Consider the following 2589-nt stretch of genomic DNA (forward strand, 5'->3'; position numbering starts at 1 on the left):
GGGTATATTAAGCCTGGCTGTTATCTTATCAGTGTTAAGTGAGTGGGAGTAGGGCTAGTTTTTTTGGTAACATGATTAATTAGATTGAGTAGAGTACATCTCCATCTTTTTAAGATCAATGATCATTTCACCGCTTTTCAATAGATCGAGACCAATCAATCCATTAATATGATTAATCTCTTCATGAAAAACACCAAAATCAAGAGGTATATCTTTTAGAACAAATGAGCCTAATTGGATGTGATCGACACGTTTTTGAAATGAATACTCGTCTCCGCCGATACCAAAGCTTCGTACAACCTTGTCCCCATTTTCAAATTTAATTCCGATCTGTGACACGATATCTGAGGATAGAAGTGTATGCGCGGCACCGGTATCTATGACTAAATTATCGATTGTTATAGAGTTTCCTTTATAACAAAGCACTATTGATGTTTGGAGTAAATGGTCAATTAGGTAAATTCGCATCTTATCGGCCTCTGTAGAAGGCACTTTTTCTGAGTTCTATAGTGATCTGATCTTGACCTGTATGATAAACAATATTATTTTGTCTGCACTGTAAAAGTTCTTTAGTTGCATCATCTGGATCTGCAATAGCTTTAATCAAAGCAACTTCATCAACGTATTGAATGTTTTCTTCAGTATGGGAATTCAAAATTTCGAGAAGGACGTACTGATCAGGATAAATATTGCGAACTTCCTGCCATTGCATAGTAATCACACCTCCGTTTGTTGATAACCTTCTTAATTATATCATACTATTGATTTTTCCTTCAGATTATGAAGGTAATTATAAATCATCCGTTTGGAAACATTATTAATCTTCCAAATTATTAATCACTTATAATCATATTGAGCAATATTGTAACTGGCCATTTCAGTCATTGATTTGCATGAATGGTGAGGCTAAATAAGCTCAAAGGGCTAATGGATTAGCAGGGTCTTCAAAACCTTTCAAAATGAGAGGTTTTTTTGTTTTTTCTGCTGAAAAGAATGTATCCCGACGATACTTTCAATATTAACTCTAGTATGTTAACGTAGAAAACAGATGTCTATGTAGGAAATATATGTATTTGAGTCATGCGGATGATATCCAAAACTAAATAATCTTTGAGGTGACAACATGAAGAATGTGCTCGCTATTTTGTTGTTAGGTTCTCTTCTTGCTATTAGTGGAACATTGGCCTACAACCTGTATGGGAAAATCACGGCCCAGCCTGTCTACGTAAGGTCTGAACCATCTAGCTCCACACCACTTGGTCAGAACGCTCCTCCTGTCCTTGCCAATGAAACAGTACCGGGCAGCGCCTCCAAGGATGGAGCGAATGGAGCGGCGACTGCCAGCATGCCAGCGACTGCATCGTCAGTGCCTGCCAAAGCGGATAAGCCTAGCGCTGCTGTGAAAGAAACGACGGTCAAAATGTCCGATATAACATACAAATACATAGGTGAAGTAGTAAATGGTGTGGCGCATGGACAAGGGGCAGCGTATTACCCGAACGGACAAAAGCGTTATGAAGGCGAATTCGTAAATGGAAAAATAACATTGGCCGGTAAAACGTTTTTCGAAGACGGGAAACTGCGCTCAGAAGGAAAAAAAGTCAATGGAGTCATACAGGACATAGGTTACAACGAGGATGGCAGCTTATATTCGGAAATGACACGTCCGGAGAGTAATAAATTGGGTGATGCCAAAATTTATGCGCCCGAAGGTTATCTGCAATACGCTGGGCAGGTTACCTCGGATTCGGTCATTCCTGAGGGAACGGGAACTGAATATCATTCGAATGGAAAAACAAGGTATACAGGAACGTTCAAGAACGGTAAATACAACGGAACGGGTACATTTATTACCGATGATGAGCGGGATAAATATGTAGGCCAGTTCGCATCTGGAGTCATGTCAGGGAAAGGCAAGTTCTACGAATATGGAACACTTTATTATGACGGAGAGCATCAGGATGGTATTTATCAGGGGAAAGGCAAATTTTATATGAATGGCGCGATTGCCTACGACGGCGATTTCGTGAATGGAAATGCCAACGGAACCGGCAAGATGTACGATAACGGCAAGCTTGCTTATGAAGGAGAAGTTGTAGAAAATATACCAACAGGCAATGGAACAAGCTACGTGGGAAGCACCAACCTGAAGATTAGTATCACGATACGGAATCCTGGCGTACAGCAGTCCTCCGGTGTATCTTCCTTTAATATGCCTCAGGGAGTGCGCATTCCGACAAAGGGCGATATACTGAAGTAAGTTCTTAAGTGATCTAATCATACAGATTAATGTCGGAGACTCCATGAAAGAGGGAGGAGCGCATGGTGGGTTATGATTAGTTTAATCCCTATTGTTCGATCCAATATTCTTCCCGTAGTTAACTGCCTGGATAGTTAGCCCAATGAGAACAAATATGGCCCAATCCTAAGCTATTTGTATAACGGATTATCCTAATTACGACCATCAGAAAATATTTAATCTATAAAATTAAAAGAGCAACCTCGAAAAATTCGATGTTGCTCTTTTTTGTGTCATTTGTTTATATACTGGAAATTGTATATGAAATAATTAATTACCTTATTTATAAT

The 2589-nt window shown here is 39.5% G+C and carries 3 protein-coding genes and 1 pseudogene; 2 read left to right on the forward strand and 2 right to left on the reverse strand.

Features of this window, described 5'->3' with window-relative positions; genetic code table 11:
- Positions 1–75 precede the first annotated feature (75 nt).
- Both AC1DUA_RS33235 and AC1DUA_RS33240 read right to left on the reverse strand, forming a co-directional pair.
- Positions 76–468 (reverse strand): retropepsin-like aspartic protease, encoded by a 393-nt coding sequence (locus tag AC1DUA_RS33235; RefSeq protein WP_477503800.1) that lies wholly within the window; start codon positions 466–468, stop codon positions 76–78.
- A 1-nt stretch (position 469) separates the two neighbouring features.
- Positions 470–712, reverse strand: coding sequence for a hypothetical protein (locus tag AC1DUA_RS33240; RefSeq protein WP_477503801.1), 243 nt, complete (start codon positions 710–712; stop codon positions 470–472).
- Between the two features lie 411 nt (positions 713–1123).
- Between AC1DUA_RS33240 and AC1DUA_RS33245 the strand changes: the two genes are divergently transcribed.
- The gene (locus AC1DUA_RS33245; RefSeq protein WP_477503802.1) at positions 1124–2260 is read left to right on the forward strand and encodes an MORN repeat-containing protein; all 1137 of its coding nucleotides are present in this window, start codon (positions 1124–1126) and stop codon (positions 2258–2260) included.
- A 45-nt stretch (positions 2261–2305) separates the two neighbouring features.
- Positions 2306–2398: pseudogene (locus tag AC1DUA_RS33250) on the forward strand (DUF805 domain-containing protein); the annotation flags it as partial.
- Positions 2399–2589: the final 191 nt, after the last annotated feature.

The organism is Paenibacillus sp. 01T422, assembly GCF_056398785.1.

What these genes read in the sequence shown, in the direction of transcription:
- AC1DUA_RS33240 (WP_477503801.1), bottom strand. Translation starts at nt 712, where the DNA reads ATGCAATGGCAGGAAGTTCGCAATATTTATCCTGATCAGTACGTCCTT.
- AC1DUA_RS33235 (WP_477503800.1), bottom strand. Translation starts at nt 468, where the DNA reads ATGCGAATTTACCTAATTGACCATTTACTCCAAACATCAATAGTGCTT.
- AC1DUA_RS33245 (WP_477503802.1), top strand. Translation starts at nt 1,124, where the DNA reads ATGAAGAATGTGCTCGCTATTTTGTTGTTAGGTTCTCTTCTTGCTATT.